General features: G+C 35.5%; 11 protein-coding genes and 2 pseudogenes. 11 read left to right on the top strand and 2 right to left on the bottom strand.

What is annotated here, in order from left to right:
- Positions 1–1,015: 1,015 nt before the first annotated feature.
- Positions 1,016–2,131 (bottom strand): hypothetical protein, encoded by a 1,116-nt coding sequence (locus OOK92_RS05215; protein ID WP_264735451.1) that lies wholly within the window; start codon positions 2,129–2,131, stop codon positions 1,016–1,018.
- Complete coding sequence (locus OOK92_RS05210) at positions 2,097–3,329, bottom strand: hypothetical protein (protein WP_264735450.1); 1,233 nt, start codon at positions 3,327–3,329, stop codon at positions 2,097–2,099. Before OOK92_RS05210 ends, OOK92_RS05215 begins: the two co-directional genes overlap by 35 nt.
- 217 nt (positions 3,330–3,546) lie before the next feature.
- On the opposite strand from OOK92_RS05210, the gene OOK92_RS05205 reads away from it, so the two are divergent.
- From OOK92_RS05205 to OOK92_RS05155, 11 genes and pseudogenes are all read left to right on the top strand, one after another.
- Positions 3,547–4,011, top strand: coding sequence for a RuvC family protein (locus OOK92_RS05205; protein WP_264735449.1), 465 nt, complete (start codon positions 3,547–3,549; stop codon positions 4,009–4,011).
- Between the two features lie 113 nt (positions 4,012–4,124).
- The gene (locus OOK92_RS05200; protein ID WP_264735448.1) at positions 4,125–5,345 is read left to right on the top strand and encodes a DNA modification methylase; all 1,221 of its coding nucleotides are present in this window, start codon (positions 4,125–4,127) and stop codon (positions 5,343–5,345) included.
- A gap of 28 nt (positions 5,346–5,373) precedes the next feature.
- Positions 5,374–5,853: a hypothetical protein gene (locus OOK92_RS05195; RefSeq protein WP_262986513.1), complete on the top strand. Its 480-nt coding sequence runs from the start codon at positions 5,374–5,376 to the stop codon at positions 5,851–5,853.
- Positions 5,854–5,856: 3 nt separating this feature from the next.
- On the top strand, positions 5,857–7,332 hold the full coding sequence (locus OOK92_RS05190) for an ankyrin repeat domain-containing protein (RefSeq protein WP_264735447.1): 1,476 nt from the start codon (positions 5,857–5,859) through the stop codon (positions 7,330–7,332).
- A complete protein-coding gene (locus OOK92_RS05185) occupies positions 7,329–9,167 on the top strand; it encodes a phage terminase large subunit family protein (RefSeq protein ID WP_264735446.1) in 1,839 nt (612 codons plus the stop codon). Before OOK92_RS05190 ends, OOK92_RS05185 begins: the two co-directional genes overlap by 4 nt.
- On the top strand, positions 9,157–9,381 hold the full coding sequence (locus tag OOK92_RS05180; protein WP_174516715.1) for a gpW family head-tail joining protein: 225 nt from the start codon (positions 9,157–9,159) through the stop codon (positions 9,379–9,381). Before OOK92_RS05185 ends, OOK92_RS05180 begins: the two co-directional genes overlap by 11 nt.
- Positions 9,382–10,789 (top strand): annotated as a pseudogene (locus tag OOK92_RS05175) (phage portal protein).
- A complete protein-coding gene (locus OOK92_RS05170) occupies positions 10,789–11,823 on the top strand; it encodes a S49 family peptidase (RefSeq protein WP_264736360.1) in 1,035 nt (344 codons plus the stop codon). The pseudogene OOK92_RS05175 and the gene OOK92_RS05170 overlap by 1 nt, the downstream one beginning before the upstream one ends.
- A gap of 67 nt (positions 11,824–11,890) precedes the next feature.
- On the top strand, positions 11,891–12,259 hold the full coding sequence (locus OOK92_RS05165; RefSeq protein WP_264735445.1) for a head decoration protein: 369 nt from the start codon (positions 11,891–11,893) through the stop codon (positions 12,257–12,259).
- Between the two features lie 37 nt (positions 12,260–12,296).
- Positions 12,297–12,992, top strand: a pseudogene (locus tag OOK92_RS05160) (major capsid protein); the annotation flags it as partial.
- Between the two features lie 83 nt (positions 12,993–13,075).
- Positions 13,076–14,078 (top strand): IS630 family transposase gene (locus OOK92_RS05155; protein ID WP_264735405.1). Its coding sequence is split into 2 segments (ribosomal slippage): positions 13,076–13,585 and positions 13,587–14,078, totalling 1,002 coding nucleotides; the frame shifts between segments, so codons are not numbered across the junction.
- The last annotated feature ends 9 nt before the right edge of the window (positions 14,079–14,087 follow it).

Below are 14,087 nucleotides of genomic sequence, written 5' to 3'. Positions count from 1 at the left end.
AATTATAGAACAGATATAAACATGTCTGGCAAGCCTTTTAAAAATATCTGAAAATTTGAATATAGTAGGACTAAGGAATTAAAGAGAGGAGAGAAAATACTATTTCAATGAGCTGCTTGAGAAAGATCAGGACCTAGGAGCACAGATTATACCAAAAATTTCCAAATTATTATCTTTTACCAAATGCAGTTAACAGCTAAAAACCAAGAAATGTATAACATTGCAAAAGGAGATAGTAGAATTATATATTAAGTTGGCAAGATGGCAAGTTGGCAAACTGAAGAATCTGCCATTCTACCAACTTAAAATTGATAAAAATATAAGAAAATCAGTAGCTTAGAAAAAGTAATAAGTTGGTAGAATGGCAGAAAGTTGCCAACTTGAAATATGTTCCAAAGTTCCCTTCTATGGCTGATTTGAGCAAGTTGGCAGAATGGCAGATTCCTTTATATATATAATATATTACATATTAGTAGTATGTAATATATCTATTGTGATTATTAGCACAGAAGCAGTTGAAGAAAAATTCATCTTGATAACAGTCTATTTTTTTAATTCCTATTTTTAATGCTTTTTAGAGTAATTATACCACTTGGTGGACCCAAATTTATAGGTTTAACCCAAAGAACTCTTGTAAACTACATTAAAAACCCAATGAGGGGCATGTGTAGCTTAACTCAATAGAAAACCTTGTGCAGCCATATCACGTTTTATTTTAGCTGTAAAGACTTAAGAAAAAACAAAAGCCTGAAAGAGACAAAAAACATACCTTATCTACAATAGGTGAATACTGTTTTTAGCAGGCTTGCATGGTGCCATTTTGGAAATCTCAACGAGTGAATCTTCTTTGAAGGAAAAAATTTGTCAATGCAAGGCAATATGAAGAGCAGTTAAAGCACCTATGCTGCAGGTGATATAAAACCAAAAGCTACTAGCCCTGCTCCAACTGTAAAATGGGAACTGAGAAACTATTTATAGGTGATTTGAACCGGAGAGACTTTAATCTACTAAAAACTTAACGAACTACTTTTATCAGCACAGTGAAAGGGTTAATACGGTAGCCATAATCTTTACGCGATGATCCAGGCCAACCAACTGTTTGAATCACATCATTACGTTCGATGTTTAATCCTAACTTTTTAGCTAAGGTGGTTTTTATTGTTCTTTGGATTGTGTTTAGTGGTTTTCTGATGTGATGTTCTGGATCTGCTTCTGGATCAAGATTTAGGCGCTTTTCTATTTCAGTTATGCTAAGCAACATGTGTTTTTCAGGAGGTAATTCTTTTTTACAATCATGCAAAAATTGTTCAAATAATATGCGAAAAACCTTCATACATGCTACAGCTTTCTTATTTAGAATCTCTATATTGTTTACGTAAAGTGAGCCCTCTATCAATTGCAACTTTAGTAATTCCTTCTCTTTAGGAGGTTCAATTAGATTAAGTGCAGTATGTAAGATTTGCATTGAAGTATTTGGTATTAACTCTGGTACTCCTCTTTGTACTGCTTCTTGAAATACTTCAATTAAAGTCTGATGCTGAAAGAAAAGGTCAACCATTTTTACTATGGGCAAATCAAGAGGTATGTTTGATGGATTTTTTCTCAGTATTATTAATACAGTTGGATTAGCTTTAAGCTTATCTATCGTTAAGAATGTTGGATTGGTGCAAAAATCAAGAACAATGAGATTTACAAATTGACCTTGGTCACCAACATGATAAACTCCTCTTTCCACCTTTTGCCACATGAAATGCGTATTACTTAGCTGACCTTCAAACCAATGCATGATTTTCTCTGGGTTTAAATATACAGATAAGCGATGAAATCTTTGCTTCTTATAGGTATTAGGTAAAATATCACGGTTGCAGTTTTCACAAATTATATTATCGCATTCTTCGTTAAAGTCCTCATCAATGAAAATCTCATTGTTACAGTATGGATCAACTATATTGGGCCAATCTAATTTATCTTGTCTACGAGAGCAGATAATGTAAGACCTCTCTTGCATCTTAATTAATTCAAGATCTGACAAATACCTTGCTGCTTCGATGTAATTTTGATTTGGATTAACCCAAGAGCTGCTAGAATTAAGAAGATCAGAGATTTGCTCTTGGCAAGATTGTAAGACCATAAAATTGTTTTATGTATGCTTTAAAATCCTCTCTTTCCCTTTTATTCAGAGGATGTTCAGAGTAGTAAATTGCTATATACTCATCACTTCGCTTGAAAAATAAGCCTATCTTTTTACCTTGAAATATTACTTTAATCGACTCTATAAATGGCACTATGTCTCCTACAAATGGCTTTAAAACATGCAATTCCGGTGCAATAGGATCATATGGAGCAACAGTCAAAGTGATATTAGTATAGCTGTAATTGAAACGATTTGACTGAAACTTTAACTCAAAAACACGAATATTTGAATCAGATTCATTAATACAAGTTTCTATAAATTTATGTACCTGTTCCGCGAAGTTTTTATCCTGCACATCTACAAAAATACATTCGCAGCCAAAGTAACAACTTGCAATGCTATTTGCTATTTCTATAGCTTGATCAATATTTCTAGCACCAAGATCTACCTGAGTGCCATTTAGTAGAAAATCCAAAATCATCCACTCTGCCTTATGGCCATGAATAACTTTGTTTGAATTTAACAACAAATCTATATCGCTAGCTTTTCGTATTAACACATATAAACGATTCTGATGATAGAAGAAACCTTGTAGTTGATTCTCGAAACTGTCATTTCTCTTAATGTTATCTTCTTTCAGTATTTGTTGTATGATTTCCTCTGAGATAAAGTCCTTAAATGGAGTACTTGGTCGTCTTGGTATTTTTTGTAAGGCAAAAGACATGAAACTCTTTCTTTGTATTTTTTCAAAGTGATAGACAGACTTTAAAAGATTGTAATCTGCATGAAACAGTAGAAACAGCAAAGACTTCTTATCATATTTATTATTATTTTTTACAAGGTAGGATTTCATGAGTTCTGTAGTTAATGCAGATCTTGCAATTTCACTGACAGTAACTTCTAGTTTTGCACGGTCAAAACAGGTAATCAAGTAGTAAGTAACGAGAGAATCGGAATAATTAGCAATCACTTTACGTTTGTATTGTACAGATGTATTATCGTAACTTTCATCATCAAAGAGTTGAGCATTTAATTTATCTTTAAAGGAGTTTTGAAAAATAATATTTAATTGCTTACCAGAAAGTGAATCTATCCAAGACTGACGTATTTTTGTATTGTGAAAACGGTCAAGCAAATGGTTAACAGGGACTTCTAAATCATCTTCCCAAAATTTACGATTTGGATAAATGTTCATAAGAAACTAACCACACCATGATAACATAATAGACTATTTAAATAGTTAAGATAGAAATCTGAAAGTCTTGACCAATAATTATGCAAGGGCTGTTTACTGATTTTTAACCAAGTTTTTTCTAAAAAGTTTGCTTAAGAAGAAGATTTTTTGGACAAAAATTTTTCAAATCCTGAATATATATTATATAGCACTCTAGCGAAACAAATTCTGAATATAAATGTCAATCCTAACACTGGACCTTGGCAAGCAAACGGGCTGGGCAATTCTAACAGATGGAATAATTGAAAGTGGAAGCAAAGGCTTTCATGGTAGTCGTTTCAGTGGAGGTGGCATGTGCTTCTTGAATTTTCGTAATTGGCTTAATTCTTTGAGAGACATTTCTGCAGTGTATTTTGAGGAAGTAAGAAGACATCTAGGAACTGATGCAGCTCATTGCTATGGTGGTTTTCTTGCAGTGCTGTCTGCTTGGTGTGAAGAACATCATGTGCCATACAAAGGTGTTAATGTTAAAACTATAAAACGCTTTATAGCAGGCAAAGGCAATGCAAGTAAGAGTGAAGTTATTGAAGCGATACGTGAAAAAGGTTTTTCACCTCGAGATGATAATGAAGCGGATGCTTTAGCATTAATGTTCTACGCTATGAATTTCAGTAAAGATTTTAATGTATTAAAAATACCATAAAAAGTGGGTCCTTTCAGCCATAATGGCGGGTTTGGTGGGTTTGACCTCAGGCCTTTTCTAGTGTTAGACATATTTTGAATATTAACTTTTTAATTATTAAGGATTTAAATTATATGAATTTAGCAATCCACTACTATCCTGTTGAAAACCTCGTCGAATATAAGCGTAATCCTCGTAAAAATGATGACGTAGTAAATAGAATGTGTGCTTCAATCAGGGAATTCGGCTTTCGTATACCAATAGTTGCAAAAAGCGATGGTACTGTGGTTGATGGTCATTTAAGACTTAAAGCAGCAAGAAAACTTGGTATAGAAAGTATTCCTGTGGTTTTAAGTGATAATTTAAATGAACCACAAACTAAAGCTTTTCGGTTACTTGCCAATCAATCAGCTAATTGGGCAAAGTGGGATGATGATCTTTTAAAGGTAGAAATTCAAGAGCTAGAAGATTTGCAGTTTGACCTTAAAATGACAGGATTTGAATTGGAAAAAGTTCAACGGTTTCTCGATGATTTTGATGGTGAAAAAGAAGACCTTTCTGACTTAGTTGTTGATGACAAAAAGGTAGAAATAACAAAACCAGGTGATCTATGGATTTTAGGTGATCATCGAATCTATTGTGGTGATAGCTCTGTAGTTGAATCATATAAAGCGCTGTTAGATGATAAAATGGCAGACATTACTGTTTGTGATCCTCCATATAACGTTGATTATGGTAGCAGTCAAGAAAGAGAGGATAAAAAGATACTAAACGATAATCAAGGTGAAAAGTATGAGCTTTTTCTCTATGATATTTGTACTCATATTTTAGCATATACTAAAGGTGCAATTTACATCTGTGCATCATCATCAGAGTTTTCAACGTTGCAAAAAGCATTTGAGGAAGCGGGAGGAAAATGGTCAACTTTTATCATTTGGGCGAAGAATCACTTTACGCTAGGAAGATCAGATTATCAAAGACAATACGAAGCAATGCTCTATGGATGGAAAAGCGGCAATAAACGTGAGTGGCATGGAGGTAGAAATCAAAGTGATCTGTGGTTTTATGATAAGCCAACACACAATACACTACATCCAACGATGAAGCCAGTAGAGCTAATGGAAAAAGCAATAGTAAACAGCAGCAGATCAGGAGACATAGTACTTGATCCATTTAGTGGTTCTGGCAGCACACTAATTGCATGTGAGAGAACAGGAAGAATTTGCAGAACAATAGAGCTAGATTCAAAATTTGTAGATGTCACCATAAAACGTTGGCAAATATACACAGGTAGGGAGGCAATTCTTTCTGGTACTGGCAAAACTTTTGCAGAAATTCAAGAAGAAAATTCGTAAAAAGGAGCAAAAAGAGAGGAGGAAAAGAGTGGAAAAAATCACACAAACGGAATGGGCAAGAGAGATAGGAGTTTCAAAGCAATATGTCTGTTATTTAGTAAAAAAAGGAATAATTGAGTTGGAGAATGGTTTGGTAAATAGAGAACAAGCAAATGAAGCAGTGGCAGCAATACGAGATCCAAGTCAGCCACTGAGGAGGAAAAATCCAGAAAACGAAAATACAAGTAACCTCTCCACAATGTTGCTAAAAACGCGAATAAAAAATGAGATGGAACGTGGCAAATTGCTTGAGGCAAAAGCTAAGGCTGAGATAGGAGAACTTGTAGCAGTAGAAGAAGTAAAAAGTGAGGCATTTAACGTAGCAAGAGTTGTCCGTAATAATTTGCTTAATATTCCAAATAGAGTTTCAGCACTGCTTGCATCACTGAGTGACACTGAAAAGATTCATATGGCGCTAACCGAAGAGATTACAAACTCATTACAAGAATTATCTAATATTAAGTTTTAAATAATGTCTGCTAACTTAAGTTTAGAATTAATAAAGTGTCTCATTAATCAGCAAGGAGTGGATGTAAATGTTAGAGGATTAAATGGAAAGACACCGCTACATTATGCAGTAGAAATTAACGAGCTTAGTATGGTTGCGCTCTTACTAAATAGGAAAAATATTAATCCACTGATCACTGATGATGATGGTAAAAGTGCGCTCTCTTGTGCAAGAGAAGAGATATTACAAGCACTAATCAATCACAAATATGGATTGGAGAAAGATAGCTTACTTCATTTAGCTGCGATGTTGAATGAAGCAAATGCTGTAAGGTTTTTACTCAACAAAGGAGTTAATGTTAATGAGCAGAATGCTTTACTACATACACCGTTACATTTAGCGGCAGGAGCTGGACATGAAGGGATAGTAGAAATTTTAATTAGAGAAGGAAATGCGGATAAAGATGTTCTTGACGTGAGAAATCATGCAGCAATGCATTATGCAGTAAACAACAAGAAGCTAGAAGTAGTAAAATTACTTTCAAATCTTGGTGCGAATGTCAATATAGCTGGTAGCGGCAGAAATGCAATGAAATTATCTCCTTTGCACGTAGCTATAAGTGGCAGTAATTACGACGAAAGAGACTTATGTTTAGATATTGTAAGATGCTTAATAAATGTTCCTAATGCTGGAGTTAATTTACAAGACTATGAAAATAAAACACCACTACATTACGCTGAAAGACTTAAAACAGTAGAAGTATTACTAACCCGAGAGGATATAGATCCTTTGATTAAAGATGATAATGGCAAGACACCATTTTGTTATGCGAAAGAAGAGAACAAATCTGAAATAGTAAAAGCTTTAATAAGTAATAGGTATGGAGTAGAGAAGAACAATTTACTTCACTTAGCAGCAAAAAAAGGATATGGGGAGATTCTAGGGGCGATTTTAAAAGAAGGAGTTGAAGTAGATGTTTTAAACGATCAAGGAGAATCAGCAGTATATCTTGCTGCAATAAATAGGCATTTTAATATAGTAAAATTACTGCTAAAGAAAAGAGCAGATGCTACAGATGTTTTTGAGTACGCAATAACAACAAATAACGTAAAACTGGTAAAGTTACTAAACAAGGAAAAGGATATAGTTTTATTTGGAAAAAATGACAACTTTCCAACATTTCATTTATTGAGCAATAAATATTTTGAAGAAAGGAAAATAGCAGACAAAAAAATAAAGAAATGCATCAATATCATCTGTGTTTCTATAACAGTATGTGCAATAGCGATAGTGGGAATTTACCCTAACATTATAGCTGCGGTAATGGTGGGAATAGTTGCACTCATAGCTGCAATAATAATGAGTAATTTAATTCAGAAGTATATAGAAGAAGCGCTTGAAAAGAAAATGTTTATTGAACTCGAAAGTGAGAAAACAAGTAGTCCTAATTTAAGTGATGTGGAAATATCATCTAATGATGGTGAAGAGCTAGCAATATGATATACGCCACATCTTTTTCTGAAGGTTTAAAACCAGATCCAGAGCTTAAAGTATCAGAGTGGGCGAATGAGTATCGAGTTTTAGCAGCAACTGCAGCATCAGAGCCAGGTAAATGGAGAACGGAAAGAACTCCTTATTTAAAAGAAATCATGGATTCACTTTCTCCGTCCTCACCAGCAGAAAAAGTAGTATTCATGAAAGGAGCGCAGATTGGGGGAACAGAAGCTGGTAACAATTGGATAGGCTATATCATCGATCAAACACCAGGTCCAATGTTAGTTGTGCAGCCAACAGTCGAAATGGGAAAGCGTTGGTCAAAGGGAAGATTTGCGCCACTGATTGAAAGTACACCATGTTTAAAAAGTAAAGTAAAAGACCCAAGATCAAGAGATTCAGGCAATACTGTGCAGAGTAAGGAATTTCCAGGTGGAATAGTAGTAATAACTGGAGCAAACAGCAGTGTAGGACTGAGATCTATGCCAGTAAAGTATCTCTTTCTTGATGAAATAGATGCCTATCCAGGAGACTCAGGTGGAGAAGGAGATCCAGTTTTACTCAGCATAGCTCGTACCAATACATTTGCACGGCGAAAGATTTTTTTAGTATCAACACCAACGATTCATGGAATAAGCAGAATTGAGAAAGAATTTGAAGCAACAGATAAGAGATACTTTTTTGTACCATGTCCACATTGTAATTATTACCAAATATTAAAATGGCCACAAATTAAATGGGAAGATAAAAATCCAAATACAGCACACTATATGTGTATAGAATGTGGTAAAAAGATAGAAAATCATCAAAAGACAGAGATGCTTGAGCGTGGAGAATGGAGGCCTACTAATAGAGTAAAAGGTGAGAAAAAAGGATTTCATCTTTCAAGTCTTTATAGTCCAGTTGGCTGGTATAGTTGGCAACAAGCAGTAGAGGATTTTCTGCATGCAAAGGAAAGTGAACAATTACTGAAAGTTTGGATCAACACAACGCTTGGAGAAACCTGGGTAGATAAGGGAGAAGTACCAGACTGGAAGCAATTATTCAACAGAAGAGAATTTTTTCCCGTAGGCACAGTACCTAAGAGAGAAGTGGTACTTACTGCAGGTGTTGATGTTCAAAAAGATCGTTTAGAAGTAGAAGTTGTAGCCTGGGGAAAAAGCCGTGAAAGTTGGTCAATAGACTACCAAGTATTTGAAGGAGATACTGGGGGTGGAGAAGTATGGAGAAAACTCTCTGAGCTCTTAAATCATCATTTTATTGGTGAAAATGGTCTTGAATATATGATAAGTATGATGGCGGTTGATGCTGGGTATGCAACGCAGGAAGTATATAACTGGGTAAGAGGTCATCAAGGCTCTGGAAGAGTAATGGCAGTAAAAGGTGTAAATAAAGCACTAGTACCACTTAGCAGTCCAAGTAGAGTAGATATAACAGTTGGTGGTCAAAAGCTAAAGAGAGGAATAAAGCTCTGGCCAGTTGGAGTATCGATATTAAAGTCAGAGCTTTTTCAATTACTTAATATTTTAAAAGAAGAAGAGGGAAAAGCTCTACCTGGATACTGTCATTTTCCGGAGTATGCACCTGAATATTTTAAACAGCTAACTTCAGAGCAATTAGTCAGCAAAGTGGTAAAAGGATACACCAAACAAGAGTGGCAAAAGGTAAGAGAAAGAAATGAAGTACTGGATTGCCGAATTTATGCGAGAGCAGCATCTATTGCGCTTGGAATTGATCGTTGGCCAGAGAGTAAATGGAATAGTTTGAGTGGAAAAATGGAAAGCAAAAAGCCTAAAAAAGTAAGACAGAGTAAGTGGCTTGGTAATCAAAATGTACAGTGAAAAATATTTAACTCAAGTTGAGAAAGCAATTCAAAAACTGCAAAGCGGAGAAAGAGTTGTCTCAATTGCATATGGTGACCATGTTGTGCGGTACGGGGAAGTTCAAATAAAGGATTTATTGGAGCTCAGGCAACGAATAAAAGCGGGGTTAAAAGTTGCAGGCATGAGGCCAAAGAGGAAAATTGTTTTTTCAACGAGTAAGGGAATTTTATAAATGCTGCTCAAAACCTTCAAGCAATTATTTAACAAACCAAAGATAAAAAGCTCTGCATGGGATGCAGCAGGCTCAGGAAGAAGATTTTTTCACTTTCAACCAGAGTTAGGAAGTATAAACAATTTGCTGTCTCAAAACCTTGAAACTTTACGTAGTAGATCACGTGATATGGTGAGAAAAAATCCATATGCAGCAAATATCATTGATACAATAGTAAGTAACTCTATTGGAACAGGAATAAAACCACAATCAAAAGCAAGAGATGGAGAATTTCGAAGGAAGGTGCAAGAATTATGGCTAAGATGGACAGATGAAGCAGACAGTAGTGGAGTAAGTGATTTTTATGGATTACAAGCTCTAGTATGTAGGAGTATGATAGAGGGAGGAGAATGTTTTGTACGTCTGCGGATCCGAAAACCTGAAGATGGTCTATGTGTACCTCTGCAATTACAAGTACTTGAGTCTGAACATTTAGACAATAAGAGCAATCAAACACTTGCAAATGGCAATATTATTCGTAGTGGCATTGAATTTAACCGACTTGGTCAAAGAGAAGCATATTACTTATTTAGAGAGCACCCAGGTGAAGGTTCGTTTGGAGAATCAGTTAGAGTACCGGCAAATGATGTTTTACATATCTACAAACCTTTAAGACCTGGGCAAATTAGAGGAGAGCCATGGCTTTCTAATATACTGCTAAAGCTTTATGAACTTGATCAATATGATGATGCAGAGCTGGTAAGAAAGAAAACTGCAGCAATGTTTGCAGGGTTTATTACAAGACTTGATCCTGAGGCAAATATTTTAGGAGAAGGCGAAGCGAATGAGCAAGGAGTAGCATTATCAGGTTTAGAGCCAGGAACAATGCAGCTTTTAGACCCAGGAGAAGACATAAAATTTTCAGAACCGTCAGATGTTGGAGGAAGTTATGAAGCGTTTATAAGACAGCAACTCAGGGCAATAGCAATAGGCACAGGAATAACATATGAGCAGCTAACAGGAGATTTAACAAGCGTTAAATTATTCATCCATTCGGGCAGGGTTGATAGAGTTTCGCAGAAGGTGCGCAATGTTACAGCATAACGTGATAGTGTTCCAGTTTTGTAGACCTATTTGGAATAGATGGCTAGAATTAGCAGTGCTTTGTGGAGAACTGAGTATAGATGAAAAAGTAGTAAAAGCAGCGAAAGAAGAAGTAAAATGGATACCACAGGGATTTGATTGGGTGGATCCACTGAAAGACCAGCAATCGCAGCAAATGGCAGTAAGAAATGGATTTAAGAGTCGATCGGAAGTAGTATCAGAAATGGGTTACGATGTTGAAGAAATAGATCAAGAAATAGCAGAAGATCAAAAACGTGCAAATAGTCTCAACTTAATGTTTGACTCTGATTGTAAAGGATTATGATGCTCTTAGGAAAACCATTAATGCTTGAACCAAGGAGTTTTGAGCTATTGTCATTAAACAATCAAAAACATCCCACGTTTAAAAACATAAAGCACTCCATCAAAAGTAACGTAGAAAGAACTGCAATTATAGCAATACATGGAATCTTGACTAAAAAACCAGGTGCGTTTGATGAAATGCTCGGGATGACATCATATGAGCAAATAGAAGAACAAATTAAACAAGCATTAGCAGATAGTAGCATAGAGACAATTATGCTGGAAATAGATAGCCCCGGAGGAGAGGTAAACGGTATATTTGACCTAGCTGATTTTATTTATGAATCAAGAACAAAAAAGAGAATTATTGCAATAGCAAATGATGATGCATATTCTGCTGCGTACGCTATAGCCTCTAGCGCTGAAAAGGTATTTGTGAGTAGAACTTCAGGAGTAGGAAGTATTGGAGTAATAGCAAGTCACATAGATCAAAGTAGGTTTGATGAAAAGCAAGGTATTAAGTACACCACAATCTTTGCTGGTAGTCGAAAGAATGATTTAAACCCACATGAGCCAATGACGTCTGAAAGTCTGGAAAGCTTACAAAAAGAAGTAGACCGACTATATGAAATGTTTTTGCAGCTAATAGCAAGGAACAGAGGTCTTTCAATTGAAAAGATTCGATTAACAGAGGCAGGGCTATATTTTGGGGAGAAAGCAGTAGAAATAGGCCTTGCAGACGGAATGACAATTCTTTCATCTATTAATAAAAACAGGAGTATTACTATGAATGAACAAACTACAAATGACCTAGAAACTGATAATTTAACCAAGTATCGTACTGAAGTTCTTGAATTAATACGTTTATGTAATTTATCGAAGATGCCAGAAAAGATAGGAGAATTTATTGAGCAAAGTGTAAGTGTTGAGCAAGCTAGGGAAGTTTTAATGGAATTACTTGCAGAGAGAACAAAGAAGACAGAGATACTGAGTGCAATACCACAGAATTCAGGAGAAGAATTGATGATGCAGGTAGCGAAAAGTCGTAGGAGTTAAAGTATTTTTATAACCGCCGTATATAGCATTGATAAAAGCGGCGGTAAGCAGTTAAGGAGAGAAATTTATGAGTTGTATAAGCGAACAAAATAATCTGGGTGACTTATTAAAGTATGAGACATCAAGTCTATATTCAAGAGATCAGATAACAGTAGCAAAAGGGCAGAACCTAAAGCTTGGTACAGTAGTGGCTCTCGATAAAGATAGCATGGTTAAGATAATAAATCCAACTGCCACAGATGGTACACAAACAGCGATAGGTGCAGTAGTAAGTGATGTAAATGCGACAGAAAATGCTAAAGCAGTAATTATTACTCGTGGTGCAATACTAGCAGATCATGCAATTGTGTGGCCAGCAAATATCACTGAAGAGCAGAAAGCTGCAGCAATAAAGCAACTTGAAGGACGAGGGATCATCATCCGCAAGGGAGCTTAAAAAAACTATTAAAAACACAAAAGGGGGAAAGTAAAAAATGCAAAATCCATTTACAAATACAGCATTTAGCATGACGGCACTAACAAATGCGATGAATATATTGCCGATAAATTATGGACGAGTTGAAAATCTAAATTTGTTTCCAAGTAGGTCAGTAAGATTTAGACATATTACCATAGAAGAACACAACGGAGTATTAAGTTTATTACCAACGCAAGTACCAGGGGCGCCAGCAACAGTAGGAAAAAGAGGAAAAAGAAAGGTAAGAACATTTACGATTCCACATATTCCGCATGATGATGTAGTGTTACCAGAGGAAGTACAGGGAATAAGGGCATTTGGATCAGAAAGTGAACTGAAAGCGCTGGCAGATGTAATAACTGACCATTTACAGCTAATGAGAAACAAACACGCAATAACATTAGAGCATTTACGAATGGGAGCGCTGAAAGGAATAATTTTAGATGCTGACGGGTCAGAATTATTAAATCTGTACAACGAATTTGAAATTACACCAAAAGTAGTAAATTTTGCCCTTGGAACAGCAACAACAGATGTAAAGCGTAAGTGTCTGGAAGTACTCCGGCATATAGAAGATAATCTAAGTGGTGAATATATGACCGGAATTCATGCCTTGGTAAGCCCTGAGTTTTTTGATGCATTAACTTCGCATAGTAAAGTGAAAGAAGCATATGAAAGATGGCAAGAAGGAGCAGCGCTAAGGAACGATATGATACCAATTCCCACTATACAAAGAACAGATAGAAGATAATGGAAAAAAAGCTATACTAAAGTAAGTGAAATAGCGAGGTTTAAATGGCATTAAGGTCAAAACTATTAGACGAAAAAGTTGTAAATTTGGCGAAAGAAATGTTAAAAAAGGTCAGAAATAATGCATATGTTTCAAAAAAGTTACAAGCGGTAATAGCAGGAAAAGAAAGTAGTATAAGCGCTGTAGCAAGAATATGTAAAATTTCAAGGACTGCTTTGACTGAATGGATAAAGCATCTAAAATTTGGTAGAGTAGAAAAACTATTTGCCCCGTCTCAGCGGCGAAGAAAAAGCAAATTAAACAAAAATCAACGTAAGCAAATTGAAATATGGGTAGAAAAAAATCCAAATATTACTATTAAGGAAGTGCGAATAAAAATCTCAGAGGAATTTGACCTAAACATCGGTAAATCAACAGTGCACCGTGAGATACAAAGGATGAAATTTTCTTACATAACACCAAGGCCAATGCACCATAAACAAGATAAAAACAAGCAAGAAGAGTTTAAAAAATACTTCAATAAAATAGTCAATTCCCACCCTGAAAAGGAGGTATTTTTTTGATGAATCACGATTTGGAACTCATTCAAAAATCGGACACGGATGGTTCAAAAAAGGGATCAGAACGCAGGTTAAAATAAAAATCGGTAGACAAAATTTCTATATCTACAGTGCGGTAAATCCAAGAAGTGGTAAGGAAATTAGCCTACTTGCTCCATATGTAAACACTGATTGTATGAATATATTTCTGGAGCAGATGTCGAAAGATTTAGGCACGAAAGAAGCCTTTCTTGTAATGGATTGTGCAAGTTGGCATAGATCAAAAAGTTTGAAATTTCAGGAAAACATTACCATTATATACTTGCCTCCTTATTCACCTGAACTGAATCCTGTTGAGAGGTTGTGGCAATATATCAAACACAATACTTTACGCAACAGAGTCTACGATACCATAGGCTTACTTGAAGATGTTGTGTGTAATTTTATTGTCAGTATTTCCAGCACTACTATTAAACGAGTTTGTAATGTTTCTTATTTGTTCGATTAGTAATGGAAT

The sequence above is a fragment of the Wolbachia endosymbiont (group A) of Rhinocyllus conicus genome, from assembly GCF_947250775.1.
Lineage (GTDB): Bacteria > Pseudomonadota > Alphaproteobacteria > Rickettsiales > Anaplasmataceae > Wolbachia.
Note: the sequence above shows the minus strand (reverse complement) of the source record. Positions and strands in the feature narration are given on the sequence as shown.

Bases quoted from the DNA above. Each gene is read 5' to 3' on its own strand.
- OOK92_RS05170 (WP_264736360.1), top strand. From the start codon at position 10,789: ATGCTCTTAGGAAAACCATTAATGCTTGAACCAAGGAGTTTTGAGCTA.
- OOK92_RS05200 (WP_264735448.1), top strand. From the start codon at position 4,125: ATGAATTTAGCAATCCACTACTATCCTGTTGAAAACCTCGTCGAATAT.
- OOK92_RS05165 (WP_264735445.1), top strand. From the start codon at position 11,891: ATGAGTTGTATAAGCGAACAAAATAATCTGGGTGACTTATTAAAGTAT.
- OOK92_RS05180 (WP_174516715.1), top strand. From the start codon at position 9,157: ATGTACAGTGAAAAATATTTAACTCAAGTTGAGAAAGCAATTCAAAAA.
- OOK92_RS05190 (WP_264735447.1), top strand. From the start codon at position 5,857: ATGTCTGCTAACTTAAGTTTAGAATTAATAAAGTGTCTCATTAATCAG.
- OOK92_RS05185 (WP_264735446.1), top strand. From the start codon at position 7,329: ATGATATACGCCACATCTTTTTCTGAAGGTTTAAAACCAGATCCAGAG.
- OOK92_RS05215 (WP_264735451.1), bottom strand. From the start codon at position 2,131: ATGGTCTTACAATCTTGCCAAGAGCAAATCTCTGATCTTCTTAATTCT.
- OOK92_RS05210 (WP_264735450.1), bottom strand. From the start codon at position 3,329: ATGAACATTTATCCAAATCGTAAATTTTGGGAAGATGATTTAGAAGTC.
- OOK92_RS05205 (WP_264735449.1), top strand. From the start codon at position 3,547: ATGTCAATCCTAACACTGGACCTTGGCAAGCAAACGGGCTGGGCAATT.